At 46.3% G+C, this 20,651-nt stretch carries 20 protein-coding genes and 1 other RNA gene; 17 read left to right on the top strand and 4 right to left on the bottom strand.

What is annotated here, in order from left to right; genetic code table 11:
* The first annotated feature begins 64 nt into the window (after positions 1–64).
* The 3 genes from M3629_RS13770 to rnpB all read left to right on the top strand — a co-directional run bounded on the left by M3629_RS13770 (position 65) and on the right by rnpB (position 2,406).
* A complete protein-coding gene (locus M3629_RS13770) occupies positions 65–823 on the top strand; it encodes a tRNA (adenine(22)-N(1))-methyltransferase (protein ID WP_251507187.1) in 759 nt (252 codons plus the stop codon).
* The gene (locus M3629_RS13765; protein ID WP_251507185.1) at positions 799–1,914 is read left to right on the top strand and encodes a Nif3-like dinuclear metal center hexameric protein; all 1,116 of its coding nucleotides are present in this window, start codon (positions 799–801) and stop codon (positions 1,912–1,914) included. The genes M3629_RS13770 and M3629_RS13765 overlap by 25 nt, the downstream gene beginning before the upstream one ends.
* An 82-nt stretch (positions 1,915–1,996) precedes the next feature.
* Positions 1,997–2,406: RNase P RNA component class A (gene rnpB, locus M3629_RS13760), an RNA gene on the top strand.
* 210 nt (positions 2,407–2,616) lie between these two features.
* Here the strand turns inward: rnpB and M3629_RS13755 are convergent.
* Positions 2,617–3,846: a PLP-dependent aminotransferase family protein gene (locus tag M3629_RS13755; RefSeq protein WP_154983201.1), complete on the bottom strand. Its 1,230-nt coding sequence runs from the start codon at positions 3,844–3,846 to the stop codon at positions 2,617–2,619.
* Between the two features lie 111 nt (positions 3,847–3,957).
* Between M3629_RS13755 and M3629_RS13750 the strand changes: the two genes are divergently transcribed.
* Together M3629_RS13750 and M3629_RS13745 are read left to right on the top strand one after the other, a co-directional pair.
* Positions 3,958–5,484: a PLP-dependent aminotransferase family protein gene (locus M3629_RS13750; RefSeq protein WP_251507183.1), complete on the top strand. Its 1,527-nt coding sequence runs from the start codon at positions 3,958–3,960 to the stop codon at positions 5,482–5,484.
* 85 nt (positions 5,485–5,569) lie between these two features.
* The gene (locus M3629_RS13745) at positions 5,570–5,824 is read left to right on the top strand and encodes a hypothetical protein (RefSeq protein ID WP_244159157.1); all 255 of its coding nucleotides are present in this window, start codon (positions 5,570–5,572) and stop codon (positions 5,822–5,824) included.
* Between the two features lie 157 nt (positions 5,825–5,981).
* Here the strand turns inward: M3629_RS13745 and M3629_RS13740 are convergent, their stop codons facing one another.
* Complete coding sequence (locus M3629_RS13740) at positions 5,982–7,859, bottom strand: S8 family peptidase (protein ID WP_251507181.1); 1,878 nt, start codon at positions 7,857–7,859, stop codon at positions 5,982–5,984.
* A 299-nt stretch (positions 7,860–8,158) separates the two neighbouring features.
* Here M3629_RS13740 and M3629_RS13735 point away from each other — a divergent pair, with 299 nt between their 5' ends.
* The 6 genes from M3629_RS13735 (at position 8,159) to thiI (ending at position 13,052) form a co-directional block, all read left to right on the top strand.
* Entirely contained in the window at positions 8,159–8,665 is a 507-nt protein-coding gene (locus tag M3629_RS13735; RefSeq protein ID WP_090914707.1) for a YpuI family protein, read from the top strand.
* 182 nt (positions 8,666–8,847) lie between these two features.
* Entirely contained in the window at positions 8,848–9,066 is a 219-nt protein-coding gene (locus tag M3629_RS13730; protein ID WP_090914705.1) for a DUF1540 domain-containing protein, read from the top strand.
* Positions 9,067–9,101: 35 nt separating this feature from the next.
* Positions 9,102–9,521, top strand: coding sequence for a hypothetical protein (locus M3629_RS13725; protein ID WP_435368223.1), 420 nt, complete (start codon positions 9,102–9,104; stop codon positions 9,519–9,521).
* A gap of 224 nt (positions 9,522–9,745) precedes the next feature.
* The gene (locus tag M3629_RS13720; protein WP_251507179.1) at positions 9,746–10,492 is read left to right on the top strand and encodes a lytic transglycosylase domain-containing protein; all 747 of its coding nucleotides are present in this window, start codon (positions 9,746–9,748) and stop codon (positions 10,490–10,492) included.
* Between the two features lie 161 nt (positions 10,493–10,653).
* On the top strand, positions 10,654–11,802 hold the full coding sequence (locus M3629_RS13715; protein WP_251507177.1) for a cysteine desulfurase family protein: 1,149 nt from the start codon (positions 10,654–10,656) through the stop codon (positions 11,800–11,802).
* 8 nt (positions 11,803–11,810) lie between these two features.
* Positions 11,811–13,052, top strand: coding sequence for a tRNA uracil 4-sulfurtransferase ThiI (thiI, locus tag M3629_RS13710; RefSeq protein WP_251507450.1), 1,242 nt, complete (start codon positions 11,811–11,813; stop codon positions 13,050–13,052).
* Positions 13,053–13,225: 173 nt separating this feature from the next.
* Here the strand turns inward: thiI and M3629_RS13705 are convergent, their stop codons facing one another.
* A complete protein-coding gene (locus M3629_RS13705; RefSeq protein WP_251507174.1) occupies positions 13,226–13,927 on the bottom strand; it encodes a TerC family protein in 702 nt (233 codons plus the stop codon).
* Between the two features lie 88 nt (positions 13,928–14,015).
* Here M3629_RS13705 and M3629_RS13700 point away from each other — a divergent pair, with 88 nt between their 5' ends.
* The 6 genes from M3629_RS13700 (at position 14,016) to M3629_RS13675 (ending at position 19,842) form a co-directional block, all read left to right on the top strand.
* Positions 14,016–14,675: a TerC family protein gene (locus tag M3629_RS13700; RefSeq protein WP_251507173.1), complete on the top strand. Its 660-nt coding sequence runs from the start codon at positions 14,016–14,018 to the stop codon at positions 14,673–14,675.
* Between the two features lie 328 nt (positions 14,676–15,003).
* Entirely contained in the window at positions 15,004–15,504 is a 501-nt protein-coding gene (locus tag M3629_RS13695; protein ID WP_154888630.1) for a hypothetical protein, read from the top strand.
* A 186-nt stretch (positions 15,505–15,690) separates the two neighbouring features.
* Positions 15,691–17,538 (top strand): translational GTPase TypA, encoded by a 1,848-nt coding sequence (typA, locus tag M3629_RS13690; RefSeq protein ID WP_154957773.1) that lies wholly within the window; start codon positions 15,691–15,693, stop codon positions 17,536–17,538.
* A gap of 310 nt (positions 17,539–17,848) precedes the next feature.
* Positions 17,849–18,145: a YlaH-like family protein gene (locus M3629_RS13685; RefSeq protein WP_090923778.1), complete on the top strand. Its 297-nt coding sequence runs from the start codon at positions 17,849–17,851 to the stop codon at positions 18,143–18,145.
* 90 nt (positions 18,146–18,235) lie between these two features.
* Positions 18,236–19,294, top strand: coding sequence for an LCP family protein (locus M3629_RS13680; protein ID WP_251507171.1), 1,059 nt, complete (start codon positions 18,236–18,238; stop codon positions 19,292–19,294).
* A gap of 95 nt (positions 19,295–19,389) precedes the next feature.
* Complete coding sequence (locus M3629_RS13675) at positions 19,390–19,842, top strand: pyridoxamine 5'-phosphate oxidase family protein (RefSeq protein WP_090923776.1); 453 nt, start codon at positions 19,390–19,392, stop codon at positions 19,840–19,842.
* 7 nt (positions 19,843–19,849) lie between these two features.
* Here the strand turns inward: M3629_RS13675 and M3629_RS13670 are convergent, their stop codons facing one another.
* Complete coding sequence (locus M3629_RS13670; RefSeq protein WP_251507169.1) at positions 19,850–20,506, bottom strand: YhcN/YlaJ family sporulation lipoprotein; 657 nt, start codon at positions 20,504–20,506, stop codon at positions 19,850–19,852.
* Positions 20,507–20,651: the final 145 nt, after the last annotated feature.

Here is a 20,651-nt window from a genome sequence, read left to right as displayed (position 1 = left end):
TTATTTTATCGCTTTTCTTTACGCAATGCAAATCAATAAATTAAATGAATGGTGTAGGTGCCCCATGAAACTTTCGAATCGATTACAACAAATACATGACCAAATTCCTGAAGGTAGTCGGCTGGCGGATATTGGATCAGACCATGCTTTACTACCCGTCGCTGCAATCCGTAGTGGACAAGCGGTGAGTGCAATAGCTGGGGAAGTCAATCCGGGTCCTTATGATGCGGCTTCTAAACAGGTCAGTGATGCCGGACTTCAATCGCAAATCACGGTACGTCGTGGAGATGGTCTCGATGTCATTACTGCTGGAGAAGTTGATGTAATTACCATTGCTGGCATGGGCGGCGCACTGATCGCTTCCATTCTAGACCGGGGAATCTCCAAACTAGAAGGTGTGCAGCTTCTGATTCTGCAACCCAATGTAGGCGAGGATATTTTGCGACGCTGGCTACTCCAGCATCATTGGGTTGTCGTGGCTGAGCAACTTCTTGAAGAGGATGGCAAGATTTATGAAATTATTACCGCAATGCCGCAAGGAAGCAGCCCAATCACGAATGATGAGGTATACCGTGCTCGACCCCTGCAGGGTGAGGTGGAGTTGACTGAAGATTTGCTGTTACGCATGGGGCCGTACTTGGTGGACCGTGCAACAGATGTTTTTTTTGCCAAATGGGAAAGTGAGATACTCAAATTACAGAGCGTGTTGAAGTCCATCTCCAAGTCCGATCAAGATTCTTCCAGGGACAAAGCAGCAGAGGTGGAACAGCTTATCACGAGTTTGAAGGAGGTATTGGCATGTTTGCCAAAGGTCAAACCGTAATTCAATGGATGGAGCAACTTGCTCCTAAACATCTGGCTGTACCGGACGACCGTATCGGTCTACAGCTGGGAAGTTTGCAAAAAGATATTACCCATGTACTTGTAGCGCTGGACGTTACAAACGAGGTTGTGGATGAAGCGATTCGGATCGGGGCCAATCTGATTATTGCCCATCATGCGATTATTTTCCGTCCCGTTAAATCACTCAGCACGGATACGCCTATGGGTAAATTGTATGAAAAGCTGATCAAGCATGATATTGCGGTTTACATCAGTCACACGAACCTTGACGTAGCTGAGGGCGGCATCAATGATTGGATGGCTGAAGCACTTGGTATAGAGAGCAAGGAATCGCTGGAGGATGTGCATACAGACCAGCTGTACAAGCTGGCGGTTTTTGTGCCTAGGACGCATCACGAGCAGGTACTGCAGGCGATTTTGGAAGCTGGAGCAGGCAGCATCGGTCAATATAATAAATGCAGTTTCAGCACCGAAGGAAAAGGCACATTTGTACCCGGTGAAGGGACTCAGCCTTTTATCGGATCACAGGGACAGATGGAACGTGTGGAAGAAATGCGGATTGAAACGGTTGTACCTCAAAGTTTGCGGGGCAAGGTCATTCAGGCGATGTTAAAAGCGCATCCCTATGAAGAAGTGGCATATGACCTTTATGCAATGGATTTAAAAGGGCGTACACTTGGCCTAGGACGTCTTGGTCCTCTTCGGGAATCTAAAACACTTGGCGAGCTGGTAGAGGTCGTGAAAGCCCAATTAAATGTGCCTCATGTGCGCGTTGTCGGCGATTTGAACAAAAGAATCAAGAAAGCGGCTGTGCTCGGAGGCTCGGGTAGCCGTTATGTGCTTACTGCACGTTTCAAGGGCGCGGATGTCATCGTAACCGGAGATATTGATTACCACACGGCACATGACGCGATTATGGCGGGGATGTGCATTATTGATCCGGGTCATAACACGGAGAAAATCATGAAACCTAAAACGGCAGATTGGCTTCGTGCCCGACTGGCGGATCAACGATACGAGACTCAGGTCACTGCATCCGAGGCGGATACTGAAGTATTTCGTTTCTTGTAAAAGAGAGCATGTAGCCTGATTTCCATTAATATTTAGCTTGTGTGGGACAGCAAATGCCTGTATACTATGTAATGTTGTTCGGAAAGCTTGACAGACAATCGCTGGTGGCCTTTGTTGCCACGAGAGGAAAGTCCGGGCTCCACAGGGCAGGATGCTGGATAACGTCCAGTCAGCGCGAGTTGAAGGATAGTGCCACAGAAATGGACCGCCGATGGCCGGGTTTCCCGGCACAGGCAAGGATGGAACCGAGGTGTAAGAGACCCCGAGGAACGCTGGTGACTTCGTTCCTGGTAAACCCCATCTGGAGCAAGACCTAATGGGACACGGTCACCTCTTTGGAGGAGACAGCCTTAGCCCGAGGTGTGTCTAGGTTGGTCGCTTGAGCTGTGCAGCAATGCATGGCCTAGATAGATGATTGTCGCTTCTGGTGGGAGGGTAGTTCCCGTTTGAACCACGAAGAGCACAGAACCCGGCTTACGGTAAGCTTTCCTAACTGCAACAACAACTTTCAAAATTAAATGCTCCTGTTTACGACGGGACAGGTTATATAAAATAAGGCAGCAGATTCGGTTTAACGAGTTTGCCGCCTTATTTTTTTGTTTTGTTTATTAAGAAAACCGCCTATCCCATACATGGAATAAGCGGTTAACGGTTATGGTGATCAATTACAGATGATTACAGTTTTCATGCTTTATCGATCAGTTACATGGTAACGACATGGTCTGATTGATTGGAAGCATGCCAGCGCTGAATCGCGCGATCCATTCGCTCCACGGCCTCAGGAAGAAGTTCTGGGTCAGTATGAGTAAAGTTGATACGCATCCGGTTAAGCTCTGGCGTGCCGGCATAGAAGGAATCTCCAGGCACGATGCACACTTTTTCCTGAATGCCATAAGTAAATAGATTGCTGGCGAGCATACCTTCAGGTAATTGTAGCCATAGGAACATTCCGCCTTGTGGGGAGTTCCATGTAATGCCATTCCAGGATTTAGAAGCCATGAGTGTGGTTAGTTTTTTCATGCGCTCTTCATAGTCCTGAGAGATGTGGCGAATGTGGCCATCCAAATCAAAGGTCTCAAGCAAGGCATGGAGTGCCCGCTGATCAATGCTACTCGAATGCAAATCTGCGCCTTGCTTGGCCCGAGCAGCGATTTTGACAATGTCGGGTGCAGCCAGAATCCAGCCTGTACGAAGACCTGGGGCTACTGTTTTAGAAAAGGTGCTGGTGTAAATCACGTTGGATGGTCCTTCATAGGAAGCGGCATCGAGTGCAGCTAGAGCGGGTACGTCCAGCTGTTCCGGGTTAAAGCGGATTTCGCCGTAAGGGTCATCTTCCAGAATAAGTACACCATATTTACGGCACAAATCTACGGCTTGTTGTCTTCTTTCCCGTGACCAAACTTTTCCTGTCGGATTGGAGAACGTAGGGTTAATGTAGACGAGTTTAGGACGATGCAACTGAAGCTGTTCCTCGAGTGATTCAGGCAACATGCCGTGATCATCACAAGCGACTCCATGAGATACTCCTTGATAGGATTGAATGACTTGCAAGGCAGCTAGATAAGTGGGTGATTCCACGAGCACGCGATCACCGGGATCTAAAAGGATTCGGCAGATGAGATCAATTGATTGCTGTGACCCAGTAGTCAAAAGCATATGATCAGGTGAGGCCGGAAGTCCTTTCGATTCCAGACGCTCGGCGATTTTGACACGAAGAGGACGGTAACCTTCCGTTTCAGCATATTGAAGAGCGGCTGATCCGCTCATAAATACTTTTTCATACGCCAGGCGTATAGCTTCCAGTGGAAATGAAGTCTGTGCTGGCAATCCACCAGCAAGTGATATCATTCCAGGTGCCTGAGCAGCCTGCAACATGTCGCGAACGACAGAGGACGGGGTGTTTTGTGCCATTTTAGACCAAGGTGTACTCATATTATTCTCATCTCCTGTTATTCACTGTTATACTGATATTATAAACTATATTAGACGTAGCGCACTATAACAGTAAAACAACGATCATAACAGTTAAGGGGATGAGTAGACATGCATATTGAGCTAAAACGAGGAAGCAGTACCAAATTATATATGCAGATTGCTCTGACCATTGCAGATCGTATCCGCTCAGGGTTGATTGAACCGGGAACGAGGTTGCCATCTGTTCGTAAGATGACCGCTGATTTAGGCGTTAGTTTGGTAACTGTAACTAAAGCATATGCGGAACTGGAGGCTATACAACTCGTTCGTTGCTCTCAGGGGAAGGGGTGCTACGTAGCTGGAACCGAGCCTTCCACACAGATCAATCGCACAGGGGATGAAGATCTTGCCCACAGAATAAGCAACAGTGACTCGGCCGCATCGCTGAACTGGCAGATGACGCTGGTTGATTATTTGCCCAGAGCGCAACTGTGGAGGCATTTTGACGCATCTCCTCAAGTCCGTTATGAACTGCATATGTCAGCCATTCAGCCCGAATTATTACCCATGCGTGATATTATCAATAGCGCCTATCACTTGTCCTCAGATCATGCAGAGCGCATGGCGGCCTATGGATCATTTCAGGGGGATTGGGAACTAAGACAGACTTTTGCAACACATTTTGCTTCTCGCGGACTGCAAGTTACGCCCGAAAGAATGTTAATTACAAGCGGAGCACAGCAGGGGATTGATCTGGTAGCTCGTACATTTATCGGTCCTGGAGATGTCGTATATATGGAGGCACCAACGTATACAGGGGCTATAGATGTGTTCACGAGTCGAGGAGCCAAAATCATTACCGTTCCTATGGACAATGAAGGTATGCGTATCGATCTGCTTACCCGCTTGTGTGATACATATCCGCCCAAGTTAATCTATACGATCCCTACATATCACAATCCGACAGGTGTGACGATGAGTACTCAAAGACGGGCCCAATTGCTAAATATCGCACAAAGTTATCACTGCCTCATTCTTGAAGATGATCCGTTTGCAGATTTATACTTTCGTGAGCCGCCACCGGCTTCGATTAAGTCCATGGATAGTGCGGGGCATGTGGTTTACATTAAAAGTTTCAGCAAAGTTCTCTCCCCCGGTTGCCGTATAGCTTGTGCTATAGCCGATGGAAGTGTGCTTACCCGGCTTGTGGCCGCGAAGTCTACGGCCGATCTGGGGAGTCCATTATTAACACAGAAAGCACTTCAGGCTTATATTCAGGAACAGTATGACACTTACGTTCATCAGCTTCGAGAAGAACTCTACTCGCGCTTATGTGTCGCCTCAGAGGTGCTCGAGCAGTATGCAACGAACGAGATGCAGTGGCGTCTTCCTGAGGGAGGGCTTAATTTATGGCTCGAATTGCAGGGGAATATGGACATGCATGAACTGCATCGGCAGTCTCTCGCTGCTGGCGTGTCTTTTTTGCCTGGTTCAGCCTGTTATGTTGCGGAAAGTGACACAACGAGTTTACGGATATGCTTCACTGTGACGAGTAGCGAAGCGCTGAAGCAAGGGCTTCGAATTCTGTGTACTGTCATTGAGAGGGTCTCATCACAGCAAGGCGGGGCAACGGCGGACAGGCTACCGCTCATTTAATTTTCAACTATATGGACATCCATCCATACCACATCGGGTTCACTGCAATAGGTTATAGTATCACTTGAAAGGGAGTTGGTTTGAAATGATGAACCATTGTTGTCCAGAGGTTTCTCCGATTGTATGTGACCCGATTCAGGTTGTTCAGGATTATTACATTCCACAGATCGTACCTGTCATTCATCCGATTGAAGTTGTGAAGCAACATCACTGTGTTCCAATACCTCATCATATGTACCCTGTTGTTATAAGAGAAGAAGGTCCAATGTATGTATCCAGCCATAAGAAAAAATCTGTGAAAAAATCAAGCAAAGCCCGCTCGACTTCTCGCAAGCGCTAATCGCAGTTAACGCCCCGGGAAAAAAGAGTCAAACCAAAGAGCAGCATACGCCCCGGGGCGCAGCTGCTTTTGTTTTTCTCGTATAATTCTCCATGGAACATGTACACTGTTTACTCCGGGTGAAAGATGATCTGAAGAGTAACGGTTATTCCCTAAATTATTCTCGGATATATTTTTTCAGCGTGTTATCCATCTGCTGTCTGACATGCTGAGGCCAGAACTGTAACGGAGCACTGCTTCCCGATGCGGCTTGCAACGCTTTGTATACATCAATCTGACCATAACCGTAGTACTTATCATGCCCGGGTTCACCTAGATCAATTACACTTTGCCGCATCAGATCCATAACCTCCGTATTGGTCAGATCCGGATTCAATGAGCGAATTAATCCTGCAAGTGCTGCGACATGCGGACTGGCCATGGATGTGCCTGACAGAGCCGCGTACTGATTGTCCGGGTACGTACTGGCGATACTTGATCCTGGAGCCATGACATCCACATAGTCGCCATAGTTGGAGTAGGAGGCTTTATTCATATCCGGGTCTGTAGCAGAGACAGCAAAAACTTCGGGATAAGCAGCAGGGTATCCCGGACGCTCCGTGTTATCATTACCGGTTGCGGCGATAAGTACGATATCCCGGTCAAAAGCGTATTTAATAGCATCATGGAGAAATTGAGCGTCCGCGTAGTTACCGAGGCTCATGTTAATGACTTTGGCGCCATGATCGGCTGCCCAAATGATGCCCTCGGCAACCGCATACGTTGTACCTGATCCCGAGTTGTCCAGTACCTTTACAGGAAGCACCTTATTGTACCAGCTCATGCCGGCTACACCTTCGTTATTGTTCACAATTGCTCCGATAATACCGGCAACATGGGTGCCATGACCGACATCATCGAGCGGTTTGTTGCCTGGACTCACGACATTGTATCCTTCAAGCAGTTTTCCTTTGAGATCTGGGTGATTCACATCAACACCTGTATCTACCACGGCTACGATAACATCTTTGTTGCCCTTCGTAATATTCCACCCGCGATTTGTCTCGATGGCAGGCAAATTCCACTGATAATCAGAGAAAAGTACATCATTTGGGATAGGTACATCCGGTTGTTCAGCAGCCGTTTCATTGGTTAAGTACATATAGTGAGGTTCCATATACAGCGGATTCCATTTACTTCCGAAATAATCCCGCAGTTGTTTATAATTCATCGTTTCAGACCGAAAAACATACGTATATCCGAGTTTGCGAGCAGACTGCGTTTTTACGTCAGAACGAATCATGCGCATATCTCGTTCACCCGGATCTTGCCGGAAACGAATGACGATTTCATTTTCGTAAAAATGGCTTGCATTGGCGTTGTCGTGCCCGGTTTTTACCGTAATTTCGTTTAACGTGTCGGGATGCACGGATTCAATTTTGAATTTTCCTTCTCGTGGGTAAGGAATCATTCGCAAATTTTTGCGCTGATGCTCTTCCACGGCATTCAGTACGCTTTGACTAAACAGAGCGATGATGGCTCGTCTGCCATCCTTCGAGGGCTGTGCCATTACAAAATATTTCTCTTTCCCGAGGGGAAACGATGAGGACTCGAAGCTTTGATGCTTGTGCACTGCTTTTTTTGCCAAATTCATTGCATGAGATAATCTTTGTTGCTCTAGCTTACTTCCTTCTTTGAATGCACGATCAAATCGTTTACTCGACGAGTCATGCATATTCATCAGTTGAATAGATCGCATGTGCCCGTGTGAATCTTGAAGTTCTTTCATATAACGGGTTACCTGTGTAGCTGTCATCTTGTTCGTTTTATCCAGTATGATTCCGAGGTGCTGTTTGGCGTCCACACGTGTCAGCAGATCGGTGGCTTTGATATCCTGGACTTTCAAACGCTGTTTGCTTGCATGTTCCTTTTGAGGATTTTCTTGCATAGCGCTGGGTTTTGGTATGGTACGATTGGATGTTGGAAGCAGTAAGGTCAGCGCTAATGCGCCTGCACCCGCTGCGAGAGCCCAGTTAATCCACCTTGGTCTGGACATAAGACAGAACCTCCTCGTTCATTTTGGCAATGACCATACGGCGTGCAGGAAGGCATCGTCGTTGTCACGGATGTAGTTATCGTTAGGAGAAGCACATATTTTTATACAAAAGAGTTTCGAGTCATCGCTTGTTTTGAAGCGTGTATCATGACAGGAATGGAAAGCACGATTAAGGGATACCGCTCGTCAACTTTTTATGGTAGGATTATATCTGAGTATTCAAAAGGTCAGGAAACAAACACGGTTTGGCCGACCTGGATGTAAAAATGTAAGGACTTATTTAAGGGGGAGCTACCTTTATGTCAGCAGCCAATGTACAAAAAACATGTGAGTCAACCAGAGAAAAGTTAAAACCGGCGATCGATCGGATCGAAAAGTTTTTGAATGAAAATGCTTTGCCTGAACTGGATCAGAACCAGACGGAGGAATCAACCGCCTTCTACAAAGGTTTCCTTTCAGATCTCCGTCATTTGCTCGTTTTTTCTGAAGTTTCTTACGAAAAACTTGGCGTTGTGCTGCGTCGTGCCAATTTTGATGTCGAATTTGCCGAAAAGGCTCTTTATAATACGTATCACCAAAGTGTGAACAGCTTTTTCTATCCGAAAAATGAGTGCTATTCTGAGGACGGAAGATATGCTTACACAGGTCAGGATGCTATCCGTTTCCGTGATAAGCCGATTCGTGCCGTACGCGACGTCATTTTGGAAATTTCCAAGACTTATGAAGAACTGCGTGACGACTTGGCCTACTACGAGAGTGATTATCTGACCCAGCGTCGTATGCAAAGCCAACGTAACCACGCTTAATATTTCGTTAAACATAGACCGCCCTTGTGGCGGTTTTTTTGTTTTGACGTAAAGATGGAACGTTCGTTTCCACCTCAATGGCTTTAGATAAATGTATATCCTGAGACATGTTATCATCTGGCATTTTGGCGAAGAATATCGGATTTGGCGCGTGGGAACATTAGATGTCGAGGTGATAAAAAATGAGCCATGACAAACCAATTGTCAAATGTAGCGTTTCCAACTGTCATTTCTGGGGAGAAAACAACTTTTGCCAGGCCGATGCCATCATGATTGACATTGACCAGCACGCCACCCGTCGTCTGCATGAGGAATTTGCCGGAGAGACATTTGACTCCGATCATCATGATCATGCCCGTACCTCTTCAGCTACATGCTGCCACACATTCAGACCCAAATAAGCAGTCATCCAATCCATTAACGGAGGTGCTTTCACGTGAAGAATGATGATTTCAAAGACAAACATTCAGATCGTTACAACACAGAAGCGCAGGATACACAACAGCGCCAGCGTGTGGATTATCCAAGAAAAGCATATCGTGAGGAATACGGTGCAGAGATAACACCGAGAGCCGCCGTGCGAACCAGGGAGAGCGACCGCGTGTCTTCCGATGCAGTACCGCAAAAACATGAAGCTGACCGTGTAATGGAGTCTTCGGGCCGCGTTGCAGGTTATATGGGTCTTGCTTTTGGTATTGCATCATTGTTTATGTGGTCTATTGTACTGGGTCCAGCAGCGGCTGTACTTGGCTATTTTGCCTTCGTGAATGGCCGGAAAACAGCAGGAGCATGGTCCATCGGATTGGGTATCGTTGCAACGTTGAGTTACTTTTTTATGATTCCTTTTGCTCGATAAAAAGTGGACATTTGTTCATGGGATGAGAGAGTTATCCTCAGATCTCAGGACAATAATAAAGCCTTCTGTATTCACTTCCTTATGGTGAATCAGAAGGTTTTTTCATATTTGTGCATATTTTCAACGTCTAATCAGCTATTTTTTATGAAAATGATGGAACCTGTCTGTAAAACCATGTAGAATAAAGTCATCTAGCTTGAATGAAACGGGAGTGGAGTTAACTCATGCAAATTGATCCACGCAATTCGCGGCAATTATTGGAGTTGCAATTGTCCAATATCAATAATCAAACGAACGGATCAGCTGTGCCAACTGGTTCGACGACAGACTTTTCAAATATGATGGATGGATTGTTAAGTTCGAATACGGGTGGTCCGAACGATACGGAGAATCATGCAACCACCTCAAAGCGATCCAACGACGGTTTGTTGTGGTTGCAACTTGGTAGTACCTATAGTCCGGATATGAATACAGCGGGTTCATCCCAAGCAGTTAATCTGAATTCAGTGCTTGCTATGAGCAGTACGGGACAAGCTGATTCCGGCAAATCGGTGCCCACGGATTTCGAAACGTTGATCTCACAGGCCAGTGCCAAGTACGGCGTACCTGAATCTTTAATCAAAGCGGTCATCGATACAGAATCTGGTTTCAATCCGAATGTTGTTTCTTCGGCAGGTGCGAAGGGTCTGATGCAATTAATGGATGGTACGGCAGCAGGACTTGGTGTGAGTGACTCCTTTGATCCGGGTCAAAATATTGATGCGGGGACCAAATATTTATCCCTTCAGCTCCAGCGTTTTGGAGGGCAGGAGAAAATGGCTTTGGCCGCCTATAATGCTGGCCCTGGACGGCTGTCCAGACTTGGCGTTACAAACGATAATGAACTGATGAGCATGCTTCACCTGCTGCCTGTGGAAACACAGAATTATATTACTAAAGTGGAGCGGGCTCGTTCCAAATATATGATCTAAAAGGGACAACCTCGAAGTATGTGCCGAACAAAGAGATCCAGCTTAAAAGGCAAGCCTTCATTGCTTGCTTTCAGTTGGTCTTTTTTTGTGTTGTACGGAGATCGTGGTACAATGCTCACTATAGGTTAATGAACCAACAAATAAGGAAGGTGCAGCTTGTTTTGAAATATTTTGATTATGCAGCAACCACTCCTCCGTATCCAGATGTGGTTCGTACAATGGCGGAAATTATGGGAACACAGTTCGGAAATCCGTCTTCGATTCATGGATACGGAGAACGTGCAGATCAATTACTACGCCGGGCGCGGACGGGCTGTGCTGCTACAATCGGTGTAAGAGCAGATGAAATCGTATTTACATCCGGAGCAACAGAGAGTAATAATTTAGCCATCAAGGGTGCTGCGCTTCGTTACAGCTCACGTGGAAAACATATGATAACGACAGCAACGGAGCACGCGTCTGTGTATGAGAGTATGCTGCAGTTACAGCAATGGGGATGGGGAATAACTTTTCTACCTGTAGATTCAACGGGTGTCGTCACTGCTGAGCAGGTAATGAAAGCCGTTCGTCCGGATACCGTACTTGTTAGTCTGATGCATGTGAACAATGAGACGGGTGCGATTCATCCAGTAGAAGAGATTGGTAATCTGCTCAAAAAAAAAGCGCCGCGAGTCCTTTTTCATGTAGATGGTGTTCAGGGTTTTGGAAAAATGCAAGTTGCACCAACCAAATGGAAGGCTGATCTGTATAGTTTGTCCGCTCATAAAATCCGTGGGCCGAAAGGTGCCGGGCTGCTCTATGTGAGAAGTGGCGTAGAGCTTGTACCACTGTTATCTGGTGGCTCACAGGAGCATGGGCTCAGGGCAGGCACGGAGAATACGGCTCTGATTGTGGGCATGGCCAAGGCAATGCGGATCGCGGCAGAGAGGCAGAATGATTTTTCAAGACGCCTTTGCATACTCCGAGACCGGGTGATGAAGACGATTGCTGCTATCCCGGAGTTCGAGCTCAACAGTACCCATGACGGAGCGCCACATATTGTACATTTTTCCTATCCTGCTATGAAAGCAGAAGTAGCACTGCATACCCTAGAGCAACTTGGATGCACGGTGTCCACCCAGTCTGCCTGCTCATCGCGTTCGGCTGAACCAAGCCGGGTGTTGCTTGCGATGGGAAGAGATGTTGCCTGTGCCGCTGGGGGATTGCGGATTAGTTTCGGTGATGAACATACAGAAGAGGATGCGGTTATGCTGGAAAAGGCACTGCATCAGATGGTGGCGCAGTTACGGCCACTCGAAAGGCGGATGTAAATTTAATGTTGAATTATGATATGTTACTTCTCCGTTTTGGAGAATTTATGTTAAAAGGAAAAAATCGTGCTCGATTTGAAAAAACCATCATCACGCAAGTCAAGGCGTTGCTTAAGCCTTATCCAGGTGCAAGCCTGCGTAAAGAATATGGCCGAGTATACGTGGATCTTGGCGGTGAATCCCACACACAGCTTATTCCCGTACTCAAACGTGTATTTGGTGTGATGTCCATCAGTCCTGTGAAAGTCACACCTTCCGAGATTGACGAAATTGTACAAACTGCGGTTGCCTTTATGGATGAACGAGCTGCGGAATTTGGTGAAGTCACGACCTTCAAGGTAAATGCGCGCCGAGTGTGGAAGGCCTTCCCGCATTCTTCTCATGAAACAAATCATCTCGTCGGTTCACCGATTCTACGCAAATTCCAGCAGTTGAAGGTCGATGTTCGTGACCCTGATATCGAGCTTCGTGTAGAGATCCGTGAACAAGGTACGTATATTTTCAGTGAAGTTATTCCTGCCGCAGGCGGATTCCCGCTTGGAACGAATGGCAAGGCAATGGTCCTCTTGTCTGGAGGGATCGATAGTCCCGTAGCTGCGTGGTCTTCCATGCGCCGAGGGCTTGAAGTCGAGTGCGTGCATTTTTATAGTTATCCTTTTACAAGTCAGCGGGCAAAAGAAAAAGTGATCGATCTTGCGCGTGCGCTTGCAGATCATGCCGGTTCGATCAAGTTACATCTCGTTCCGTTTACAGAGATTCAGACCGCATTCACCCAGTTGGGTCAGGATAATCTAATTATTACCTTAATGCGGCGAGCCATGCTACGAATTGCCACCAAGCTGGCAGAACGCGAACGTGCACTAGCACTGATCACTGGCGATAGTTTGGGTCAGGTGGCAAGCCAAACTCTTCCCAGCATGAATGTCATCGGACGCGCTACGGACCTGCCTCTGCTCAGACCGCTGGTCATGATGGACAAGCAGGAAATCATTTCACTTTCCAAACAAATTGGAACTTATGATATTTCGATTCTGCCTTACGAGGATTGCTGTACATTGTTTGTTCCGAAATCCCCATCAACCAATCCGAATCTTCGGATTGTGGACAAAATTGAAGCAACGATGAGCCATCTGTCTGAATGGCTGGATCAAGCGGTGGAACAGACAGAAACAATAACTTTGCATGCGGGGGAAGCTTCAGTATGGTCAGGGCAATCAGAGAACAGTGAAATGAAGGATGACTGGTTCTAAATGTATTTGCTATTGTAGGCATGCCACATTAGAAGTAGACATAACAAATGAAATGTAAATAGAACATAACAAAGAACAGGACTAACCCATCTGAGAAGGGTCGGTCCTGTTTTTTGTGCGAGACGTTGTCACGTAAGCGTGTTGCTTATATCGCTTCCATATCCCTAGCTTGTCTATGAATAAGAACGTTGCCGTTCAGCTTGAGCTTTCTTACTTGTGCTTCGCTTACGGTAACCCGCAAAAACAACGCCTCCTATCACGACAACGATGAACAGGATGCGGAGTGCTGGATGCTCTGTGAAAAAAGGCATAATTCGTTTCTCTTCTGTAATCATATTGGCAGCAGTATAACCTAATACAATAGCGCCAACGTAGATAATCCAGGGAAAGCGGTTAATCAGTTTGATGAACAAGGTGCTGCCCCAAACGATAATCGGAACACTGATCAGCAGTCCGAGGATGACAAGTACCAAATGTTGCTGAGCAGCTCCGGCTACGGCAATGACATTGTCTAGTCCCATAGCTGCATCCGCAATAATGATCGTACGAACAGCCGCCCAGAGTGAAGTTCCTGCTTGAATGTCATTGTGCTCATCTCCCTGATCAGCGAGCAGTTTGTAGGCAATCCAGACTAAGAGTAGTCCTCCTACGAACAGGAGCCAAGGTACCTTCAATAACCATAACACAACGACTGTAGCCGCGATCCGGATGAGAAGTGCACCGCCTGTGCCGTACAGGATCGCTTTCTTTTGCACGGAAGGATGCAGATTTCGGGCTGCAAGACCGATGACGATAGCATTATCACCAGCCAGGATTAGATCAATAAAGACAACGTTTAACAAGGCCAGCCAAAATGTGGGACTAAACAGCTCCATGGCAATATGTCACTCCCTATATATTCTTCAATCAATAAGAATAGCATGTACAATTTCCACATACAAGTTAGAGTGGGGGGATGAGGAGATGGATACGCTGTGGCTGTTAACTCAAATTTTGATGATTAATCTGGTGCTGAGCGGAGATAATGCGGTTGTCATTGCAATGGCGAGCAAAGATTTACCTCCAGATCAACGTACAAAAGCGGTATGGTGGGGCGCGTTTGGTGCAGTGCTGTTACGTTGCGTACTTACTTTTGCAGCTGTACTCCTGCTGGGTATTCCTTTTATCCAAGCGGCAGGCGGGTTGTTATTATTCTGGATTGCACTGAAATTACTGCTCCAAAACGAAGATGAAGTACATATCCGTAATGCATCTACGACCTGGAAGGCAATTCAGACAATACTGGTTGCTGATTTTGTGATGAGTCTGGATAATGTATTAGCAATAGCTGCATTGGCTGATGGAGATCTGGCTCTAATTGTTATAGGGATTGCAATCAGCATTCCTATTGTAGTGTGGGGCAGCGGCGTCATTGTGGGTTTGCTTAAACGGTTTCCCATTCTGGTGTTTGCGGGTTCAGGGATCCTGGCGTTTACCGCAGGAGAAATGTTAATGAGAGACCCGAAGCTAGGGGAGTGGCTGGGTGGAATGGCAGCACAGGCTCATGCGATGTTGCCAGCAGCATTGGCTTGTCTGGTTATAGCGGCGGGAGGGGCACACAGATTCGTTCGCCGGAATGCTTAGATGTTAACATGAGTTGAAATAAGTTTTCGGTTTGAGGGGTGTCCCATAAGGACACCTTTTCTGTTTTGTAAGGAAGCGACCATTGAGTCGTAAGGTTATTTAATATTATATAAGGTGTCTTAAGGGGGAATACAGATTAAGGTTGGGTGCGTTAGGTTTATGTTACCGGGGTTAGGAAGACTCATTTTCGACATCGGTATAGTTTTTTGTGGAAACATCAGATACACTGTAAACATCAGGCTAAGCTTGTTTTTGCAATTTAAAATGGATGTCAGTTTATGTACGTAGCACAGTTTGGAAATTACATAATTAATGAAAACAAGAGGTGATTATAATGAAGAATGAAAGAGCAATCGGACTATTTATTGTAGTTGCTGGTCTTGTCATTTTGCTCGGTAAATTAGGCGTGTTTGGGTTTATTGGTCGAAATTTCTGGCCTCTGTTGTTATTGCTGCCAGGTATTGCTCTTTATGCATTGTTTTATGCCCGAATTGCGCCGTCCTGGTCGTTAATGCCTGCGGGAGTTCTCACGGTGTATGGTGTACTGTTCAGCATAACGAACATATGGGGAGCCGGGCTAATGAGAAATTTGTGGCCAATCCTATTGCTTGGAATAGCTGTCGGTCTGCTTGGATATGGCGCAGTTGAGCGGCGAAGACCCGAATTTGTCTATCCTGCTGCCCTAATTATCGGGGCGGTATCCATCGTATTGTTGGCGTTTACGCTGTTACAGACAGGGATCATTTATGTACTCGCTGTTCTGCTTATTTTGGGTGGAGTCTGGTTGCTTGCTGGGCGAGGGCGTATAGGCCGAGGCAGGGGATGGTAAACATCTCCGGTCTTAACCAACGGAGTTTCGAGCGAAATATCTTGATTTTTACCTATGATAAACTATAATATAAGGGATATAGACATGCGTCGGGTTATCACCGACGCTTATTTTGTGAGTAACCTGCGATTTTGCGGGAAGTTTAGTAGATAAGAATTGAAATTGGAAAGGATATGGATACAAACCATGCATTCAAGAGAACACATTCGCAATATTGCGATTATTGCCCACGTCGACCACGGGAAAACAACACTCGTCGACAAGTTGCTCCAGCAATCCGGTACATTCCGTGACCACGAGACTGTACAGGAGCGCGCAATGGACTCCAACGATTTGGAGCGTGAACGCGGTATTACGATTTTGGCCAAAAACACGGCTATAACGTATAAAGATTACCTGATTAACATTGTAGATACACCTGGACACGCCGACTTCGGTGGTGAAGTTGAACGTATCATGAAAATGGTTGACGGCGTATTGCTCGTTGTTGACGCTTATGAGGGCTGCATGCCACAAACGAAGTTCGTACTTCGTAAAGCACTGGAGCACAACCTGACTCCAATCGTAATTGTAAACAAAATTGACCGTCCAGCGGCTCGTCCGGCTGAGGTTATTGATGAAGTACTTGACCTGTTCATCGAACTGGGTGCCAACGATCAACAACTTGAATTCCCTGTTGTATATGCTTCCGCATTGAACGGAACATCCAGCATGGAAGACGATCCTGCCAAACAAGATGACAACATGATGGCGATCTACGATACCATCGTAAGTCACATCCCTCATCCAACAGAGAACGTTGAAGAGCCACTGCAATTCCTCGTTACGCTGATGGACTACAATGAATACCTTGGACGTATCGCTATCGGTCGTGTAAACCGCGGTGTGATCCGTCAAGGCCAATCCGTTACTGTTATTATGCGTGATGGCAAAAGCAAAACAGCTCGTATCGAGAAACTGTTCGGTTTCCAAGGTCTGAAACGTGTTGAGACAGAGGAAGCTGGCGCAGGTGACATCGTGGCGATCGCAGGTATTAAGGATATCAACATCGGTGAAACGATTGCTGATCCGAACAACCCTGAAGCTTTGCCGGTTCTGAAAATTGATGAGCCAACACTGCAAATGACATTCCTCGTAAACAACAGTCCATTCGCAGGCCGCGAAGGTAAATGGGTTACTTCCCGTAAACTGCGCGAGCGTTTGTTAAAAGAATTGGAAACTGACGTATCTCTTCGTGTTGAAGAAACAGAGAGCCCGGATGCATTTATCGTTTCCGGACGTGGTGAACTTCACCTCGGTATCCTGATTGAAAATATGCGTCGTGAAGGGTATGAGCTTCAAGTATCCAAACCAGAAGTTATCATCAAAGAAGTTGACGGTAAGAAAATGGAGCCTGTTGAGCGCTTGTTGATTGACATCCCTGAAGAAAGCATGGGTTCCGTCATGGAGAGCCTGGGCGCACGTAAAGCAGAGATGGTTAACATGATCAACAATGGTACTGGTCAAGTCCGTCTGGAGTTCTTGATTCCTGCACGTGGTCTGATCGGTTATAGCACGAACTTCCTCACATTGACTCGTGGTTATGGCGTGATGAACCATGCATTTGACAGTTACGCTCCAGTTGTATCCGGTCAAGTGGGTGGACGTCACCAAGGTGTGCTGATCTCGACTGAAACAGGTACATCTACGTTCTACGGAATGATGGGTGTTGAGGATCGTGGTACACTATTCCTTGAGCCAGGTACAGAAATTTACGAAGGTATGATCGTCGGTGAGCATACACGTGACAATGATATCGTTGTTAACATCTGTAAAGAAAAACAACTGACTAACGTTCGTTCTTCGGGTAAAGACGATACGGTCAAAATCAAAACGCCGATTATCTTCTCGTTGGAACAAGCGCTTGAATATTTGAACGATGATGAGTACTGTGAAATCACGCCGAAATCCATTCGTCTTCGTAAGAAGCTTTTGAACAAATCCGAGCGTGAGCGTGCAGAAAAACAACGCAAAATGGCTCAAAATAACGCGTAATACCCACTACCCTAAGAGGTACAAAAGCCAATGTTTGAAGGGACATTATTGCACGATGGAACGATTCCTGTCTCTCGCCACTGGTAGTGGAGGGAGAGGAATCGATTCTGAAGAAGCGAAGCGCTCGCCTTTGTCCCCGAATTTCAACACTTGATAGAGTGTTCATAGAAATTCGGGGACAACAGCGATCAAAAGAACGATCCGAACCCGGAACGGTCGAACGAGCGCCTAAGAATCTCATTGTGCAGCAGTAAAGTCCCGCCAATGATTGAATTTTGTACAGCATGATCATGAAAGGAGATGCCTTAACATGCAAGCATGGTTTGCATCACACCCGATCATCGCCTATATCGTCATCTTTGTACTGATTACTTACGTGTATAACAAGGTCTTTCGGGTACGTCAGAAATTGCCAATCGGTAAGGAGATTGTGTTGTATATCTTGATGGCGATGGGCACATTCATGCTTCTTATTTTCCAGATCGATAAGTTGCCCATCATTCAATGTTTGCTGGTGGCTGTTGGTCTGATGCTGTTAGTGCGCGTGCGTTATTTCGTTGAAGGTCGTCAAAAGAAAAAAGCGGAAGCTTCCGCTCGAAACTCATAATGCTGTCTATGCATAAACACATCCGTTTTCCCTTGGGAAAGCGGTTGTGTTTTATGTAGACCAAACAGATGTGATAAAGGTGTTGAGAACATGACTTCAAATTCAAACGGACTGCCTCCACGAAGACAACCTTCGAATGCATCCGGTAATTCAGGCTACAAGAGCGGTAAGGACAAGGCTCCGAAGAAGAAGCGTATGCGCGGATTCGTCAGGGTATTCCTCAGCCTGCTTGTGATTGGTATTCTAGTCGGTGGTGGATATGTGTACTGGCTATACAACCAAGTTGCGAATACGGGAATAGATAAACCCGTTCCTCCAGGCATGTCGGCTTCAACCAAACCACTTACGATGTTGCTGCTTGGTACGGATAACCGTCCCGAAACAGGTACGTTTTTATCAGATGTTGTGATGGTTGCTGCACTTAATCCGAATACAAAGACTGCCACCGTGGTATCTTTACCGCGTGACACGCGTATTCAGCTGGATGGATATAAGTCGAACAAACTGAATGCCTATTACCCGCGATTTAAAACACAAGAAAAAACATCTGGCAAGAAGGCAGAGGACCAGATGAAGGATATGATGGGAAAGTACCTCGGTGTGGATATCAACTATACAACCGTTCTGAATTTTCAGGCTTTTCGTGACGCGATAAACGCTGTAGGCGGAGTGGATGTTACGGTAGATAAAAATATGTGTTACCGAGATACGGCTGACAATACAGATATCAATTTGAAGGCTGGCCCACAACATTTGGACGGGAAAGAGGCACTTGATTTTGTTCGCTATCGCAAGTCCAACTGTAAACCAAAAACGGCTGAATCCAATGATTTTGATCGCAATAAACGCCAGAGTCAGGTAATGAATGCCATGCTGGATCAGTTGAAATCGCTTGGCGGAATAACCAAGATTGGCAAAGTGATTAGTGCGGTAGATAAAAACATGACAACGGATGTGGAATCCGAACAAATGAAAAACTTTATAGCGACCTATTGGAACATTTCCACCGCAGATGTACACTTTACTCCAGTTACAGGGGAGTGGAGAAGTCCTTATGTATATGTTAATGAGACAGAATTGGCCAATGCCAAACAGGCGCTGCAAGATACACTTTCAGGTAAAGTTACAGCGTCATCACCAAAAGAATAGTAACCGTTTTAGGGATTGGAAGCTCGGTTCGTGGTGTGCTATAATAACATCAACCAAGATGAGAATTGCATAAAGAAGGTTAGGGGGCTGGTTGAATGTCCGAAGCCGTCACACAGTTAACAGAATCTCTTTTACAGCAATTTAAAGACGAGACCTTTGTGCTTCTTAACACCGTGGATGTGGAATCTGGAGGTCCGACTTCTACAGCAATCTCCTGGATTTATGCTGAAAATGCATCAACTTTTCGTTTGGCAATTGATCATCGTTCCCGTCTGGTAAATAACATGAAACACAATCCGCTGGTTACGATTACTGTTTTTGGCGAAGAAATGGTGTATGCGGTCAATGGACGTGCTTCCGTGCAACAAGACCCATTGCAAGACGTACCCTTTAATATGTGCTGTTTCGACATTCGGATTGAAGCGGTGAGGAATGCCCTGTTCTATGGTGCTCAATTGTCCTCTGTGCCTCAATTTGTCAAAATATACGACCAACGTGCTGCAGAGAAGCTCGATGAGCAAGTTTTTGCGGCCATGAAAAAAGCCTAGTGAGAAATCACTGGGCTTTTTGTTGTCTTTTTTCCGATGTGTGTTGTTGCATGTATTGATCCTGAGCAGGTTCATCCGGGTTTTGACGAACTTTGACGTCTTTCGGAAGCTGTGGAATGATACGGCCTACCATATCGGCGAGTTCTGAAGCGAAACCGGAAATGGGATGGCCCTTACGGATATGCTCACCAATTTCTTTGATACGCTCCGTGACATCAGCATCGGCGGTTACGATGGAATCCACACCTTCCGGATCTTTGCGCAAAGCTTCTGCAACGGCATATTTTATGGTGCCAACGCGTGCCCGTTCGAGATTACCATCCACATCAATGCCGACTACCGCTGTGTTGCCGAGTATAACGCAGTTAGCATCCTGCACACCTTCAACTTGCTTGGCAAGTGCTTTGAGGTGGCTCACTCGTTTTTTATTTGTCATTCGGCCCATTTCCGTATCATCCGCAATATTGAGATCATGTACCTCGCCTGTATTTTCGTTGAAGTAATCTAAGCGTGAAGGATTCATTCGATCTTCTTGCTGTGTTGTTATGTTTCCTCCATAACTTCTTGGATGCATCTCGTGCGGTTCCTGTGAAGCGTTACGTGTGGAAGAATTACAGCCGGTAAGAACAAAGATCAGAAGCAGCGTGCATATCCCCATTTTCATAAATGTTCATCCTTTCTTGGAGTTTTTCAGAATGGTTGACAATTATTTTGCCCTAGTCGAATACATTTATGTATGGGAGCATGATTGTCCATGCCGCTGCTGAAGATCACACGATCAAGATGAACTCGGGAATGAGGGGAAACGG

Source organism: Paenibacillus polysaccharolyticus, assembly GCF_023714295.1.
GTDB lineage: Bacteria > Bacillota > Bacilli > Paenibacillales > Paenibacillaceae > Paenibacillus > Paenibacillus polysaccharolyticus_A.
The sequence above is the reverse complement of the archived record's forward strand: the minus strand, read 5'-3'. Positions and strand labels throughout refer to the sequence as shown.

Excerpts from the sequence above, each read along its gene's own strand:
- M3629_RS13770 (WP_251507187.1), top strand. The coding sequence starts at position 65 with ATGAAACTTTCGAATCGATTACAACAAATACATGACCAAATTCCTGAA.
- M3629_RS13765 (WP_251507185.1), top strand. The coding sequence starts at position 799 with ATGTTTGCCAAAGGTCAAACCGTAATTCAATGGATGGAGCAACTTGCT.
- M3629_RS13755 (WP_154983201.1), bottom strand. The coding sequence starts at position 3,846 with ATGAGTACACCTTGGTCTAAAATGGCACAAAACACCCCGTCCTCTGTC.
- M3629_RS13750 (WP_251507183.1), top strand. The coding sequence starts at position 3,958 with ATGCATATTGAGCTAAAACGAGGAAGCAGTACCAAATTATATATGCAG.
- M3629_RS13745 (WP_244159157.1), top strand. The coding sequence starts at position 5,570 with ATGATGAACCATTGTTGTCCAGAGGTTTCTCCGATTGTATGTGACCCG.
- M3629_RS13740 (WP_251507181.1), bottom strand. The coding sequence starts at position 7,859 with ATGTCCAGACCAAGGTGGATTAACTGGGCTCTCGCAGCGGGTGCAGGC.
- M3629_RS13735 (WP_090914707.1), top strand. The coding sequence starts at position 8,159 with ATGTCAGCAGCCAATGTACAAAAAACATGTGAGTCAACCAGAGAAAAG.
- M3629_RS13730 (WP_090914705.1), top strand. The coding sequence starts at position 8,848 with ATGAGCCATGACAAACCAATTGTCAAATGTAGCGTTTCCAACTGTCAT.
- M3629_RS13720 (WP_251507179.1), top strand. The coding sequence starts at position 9,746 with ATGCAAATTGATCCACGCAATTCGCGGCAATTATTGGAGTTGCAATTG.
- M3629_RS13705 (WP_251507174.1), bottom strand. The coding sequence starts at position 13,927 with ATGGAGCTGTTTAGTCCCACATTTTGGCTGGCCTTGTTAAACGTTGTC.
- M3629_RS13700 (WP_251507173.1), top strand. The coding sequence starts at position 14,016 with ATGGATACGCTGTGGCTGTTAACTCAAATTTTGATGATTAATCTGGTG.
- typA (WP_154957773.1), top strand. The coding sequence starts at position 15,691 with ATGCATTCAAGAGAACACATTCGCAATATTGCGATTATTGCCCACGTC.
- M3629_RS13685 (WP_090923778.1), top strand. The coding sequence starts at position 17,849 with ATGCAAGCATGGTTTGCATCACACCCGATCATCGCCTATATCGTCATC.
- M3629_RS13680 (WP_251507171.1), top strand. The coding sequence starts at position 18,236 with ATGACTTCAAATTCAAACGGACTGCCTCCACGAAGACAACCTTCGAAT.
- M3629_RS13675 (WP_090923776.1), top strand. The coding sequence starts at position 19,390 with ATGTCCGAAGCCGTCACACAGTTAACAGAATCTCTTTTACAGCAATTT.
- M3629_RS13670 (WP_251507169.1), bottom strand. The coding sequence starts at position 20,506 with ATGAAAATGGGGATATGCACGCTGCTTCTGATCTTTGTTCTTACCGGC.